This window comes from Xenorhabdus khoisanae, assembly GCF_001037465.1.
In the GTDB taxonomy this organism is placed as follows: Bacteria; Pseudomonadota; Gammaproteobacteria; order Enterobacterales; family Enterobacteriaceae; genus Xenorhabdus; species Xenorhabdus khoisanae.
Genome location: NZ_LFCV01000127.1, coordinates 1 through 3,178, shown reverse-complemented (window position 1 = coordinate 3,178; position 3,178 = coordinate 1). Strand labels below are relative to the sequence as shown.

Annotated in this window: 2 protein-coding genes; one reads left to right on the top strand and one right to left on the bottom strand. The window is 39.3% G+C overall.

Annotated features, from left to right (window positions below; translation table 11 throughout):
- Nucleotides 1-214 precede the first annotated feature (214 nt).
- On the top strand, nucleotides 215-1,102 hold the full coding sequence (gene htpX / locus AB204_RS16370) for a protease HtpX (protein ID WP_047964443.1): 888 nt from the start codon (nucleotides 215-217) through the stop codon (nucleotides 1,100-1,102).
- Between the two features lie 246 nt (nucleotides 1,103-1,348).
- Here htpX and AB204_RS16365 read toward each other — a convergent pair whose 3' ends face one another.
- Nucleotides 1,349-2,740 carry an L-cystine transporter gene (locus AB204_RS16365; protein ID WP_047964442.1) on the bottom strand — a complete coding sequence of 464 codons (1,392 nt, stop codon included), beginning with the start codon at nucleotides 2,738-2,740 and terminating at the stop codon, nucleotides 1,349-1,351.
- Between the last annotated feature and the right edge of the window lie 438 nt (nucleotides 2,741-3,178).

Below are 3,178 nucleotides of genomic sequence, written 5' to 3'. Positions count from 1 at the left end.
ACCCTCCTTGAGGGGTACCTGCTTGCACAGTCTCTTGAGCTAGAGATGTGATCAAGAGACAGGGCTATGCCGGGGGATACTTATTATCATATTGTAAAGTTATGTTGATTCTACAGCTTAACATCTTAAAAAACTTGAATAATATGGACTCAGCCCCCATCTTATGGCCTAACTTTTAGTTGAATTGTTCGATAATTAAAGGAAGCACATTTATATGATGAGAATAGCCTTGTTTCTTCTCACTAACCTTGCTGTCATGGTAGTGTTTGGAATAATACTTTCACTTACAGGAGTTCAGCGGAGTAGTGTTACTGGCCTCATGATTATGGCTGGTTTGTTTGGTTTTGGTGGTGCTTTTATTTCTTTATTAATGTCGAAATGGATGGCTCTGCGTTCTGTTGGTGGTCAAGTTATTGAAAAACCTTCCAACGAAACTGAAGCCTGGTTGATGGAAACTATACGTCGTCAATCGGATCAGGTTGGAATTACCATGCCACAGGTCGCTATCTATGATGCTCTTGATATTAACGCATTTGCGACAGGAGCACGCCGTAATGCTTCTCTGGTTGCCGTTAGTACCGGGCTGCTGAACAATATGAGCCGTGAGGAAGCAGAAGCTGTCATTGCACATGAAATTAGTCATATCGCAAATGGTGATATGATAACGATGACGCTGCTACAGGGTATTGTAAATACATTTGTTATTTTCATCTCACGCATCATTGCACAAGCTGCTGCAAGTTTCCTTTCAAGTAGTGATGATGATGAAAGTGAAAGTAGCAGTAATGGTAACCCAATTGTTTATATGGTTATTTCCATGGTGTTGGAGATCGTATTTGGTATTTTGGCAAGTATTATTACCATGTGGTTCTCCCGTTACCGTGAATTCCATGCGGATGCAGGATCAGCAAAATTGGTTGGTCGTGAAAAGATGATTGCTGCGTTGCAACGTCTTAAGACCAGCTACGAACCTCAAGAAGAAGGTCGCATGATGGCATTCTGTATTAATGGCAAATCTAAGAGTTTCAGTGAACTGTTCTTATCGCATCCCCCTTTGGATAAGCGTATTGAAGCTTTGCGTAGTGGCGAGTATATAAAATAATGCCATAGGCTTCTTGTAAGAAGCTTGAATAAGCACTTAAATTATTTCTGATAAAAAGCCGGGGTCACTATGACACCCGGCTTTTTTGATCGCGTTTTTGAACATATTGCAAAATTTATTTGATTCTCAGGGAGAGGGGATTTTCATTATGAATGTAGCTGAGAGAAAGGAAGTAGGGCAGGAATCTTATAAAAAAGCCTCCTTTGACTGTGAGGTTCAAAGGAGGCCAAGTGTTATTTAAGCGATTTAAGATTTGCTTAATACCACGTTTTCATTTTGTTCAAATATTTTTTTATCAGTCTGTCCCATTAATTGGCTGGTGATTGTACCTGCGGCCATTGCACCATTAACATTTAACGCTGTACGGCCCATATCAATGAGTGGTTCAACAGAAATCAACAGTGCTACCAAGGTAACAGGCAAGCCCATGGCAGGTAAAACAATTAGCGCTGCAAATGTTGCCCCACCACCAACGCCAGCAACACCAGCAGAGCTGATAGTCACAATTCCAATAAGAGTGGCAATCCACAAAGGATCAAACGGATCAATCCCTACGGTTGGAGCAACCATGACAGCAAGCATGGCTGGGTAAATACCCGCACAACCATTTTGACCGATGGTGGCACCAAAAGATGCGGAAAAACTGGCAATAGACTCAGGCACACCGAGGCGACGAGTTTGTGTTTCAACATTCATAGGAATACTCGCCGCACTTGAACGGCTGGTAAATGCAAATGTCAGTACAGGCCCTGCTTTTTTAAAGAACTTCAGAGGATTAATACCAATAAGTGCAAGAAGTCCGCCATGAACGACAAACATCAAACCAAGGGCAATATAGGAAGCAACGACAAAATTACCTAATTGTGTAATATCTTGAATATTGGAGCTGGCTACAACTTTAGTCATCAAAGCCATCACACCGTATGGAGTTAGGCGCATAACTAATCTAACCAGTTTCATTGCCCATGACTGCATTGTATCAATGGCAACGAGAGCTCGTTCACCGCGCTCACGATCATCTTTGAGCATTTGTAATGCAGCGATGCCTAAAAATGTTGCAAAAATCACAACACTGATAATAGAAGTAGGATTTGCTCCAGTTAGATCAGCAAAGGGATTTTTAGGAATAAAAGAGAGAATAATCTGAGGTACACTCATATCAGCAACTTTATCGATATAGTTGGTTTCAATGGCTGATAAACGAGCTGTTTCTTGAGTACCTTGAATTAGACCGGTAGCACTCAGTCCAAATAAATTGGCAATTACGATACCGATTAAAGCGGAAATTGCGGTAGTGAACAACAACGTACCAATAGTCAGGAAACTGATTTTTCCTAAAGAAGATGCTTTGTGCAAACGTGCAACAGCGCTCAGGATAGAAGCGAAAACCAATGGCATGATAACCATTTGTAATAACTGCACATAACCATTACCAACAATATTGAACCATTTAATTGATTCCTTCACTGTAGGATTGTTTGTGCCATAAATGATGTTCAATGCCAGCCCAAAAAAGACACCTACGGCTAAAGCCACAAGAACCTTTTTGGACAAGCTCCAGTTATTTGAACCCGCTTTTGCTAATAAAATAAGTAGTGCTACAAAAACGAGCATGTTTATGATGATCGGTAAATTCATCCCTAGTCTCCAAAACTTTTATGCCCTTTATTTCCTAGTTGCTGTGTTGCAACTTGGAATCTATTGGGTATAACGATATTTATATGATTTTTTTGTATGATATGTAACCGTGTTATGTTGTAATAGATAATCTTTTTATTTTTTCAACAGTCGCTTTTGCGGCTTGAAATTTGTCGGGTACATATCATGACGTGTATAAGAGAATGGTATCAGCATAAGAACAGTGTTTCTTATAATTAAATGGAATTTAATATAATTATTTTTCACTAATTAGCTTAATTGGTTATATGTCCTAATCTATTGATGTTTTATTTTCTTCGATTTTGACAGGTGAAAGAGATATTTTATTGAGTTATAAGTGCTGCTCAAAAAAAGAATAAGCATGGATATAACAGACATTTTTATGTTTTAGACAACACAATTTTTTAAAATGGGGGG

Bases quoted from the DNA above. Each gene is read 5' to 3' on its own strand.
- AB204_RS16365 (WP_047964442.1), bottom strand. From the start codon at position 2,740: ATGAATTTACCGATCATCATAAACATGCTCGTTTTTGTAGCACTACTT.
- htpX (WP_047964443.1), top strand. From the start codon at position 215: ATGATGAGAATAGCCTTGTTTCTTCTCACTAACCTTGCTGTCATGGTA.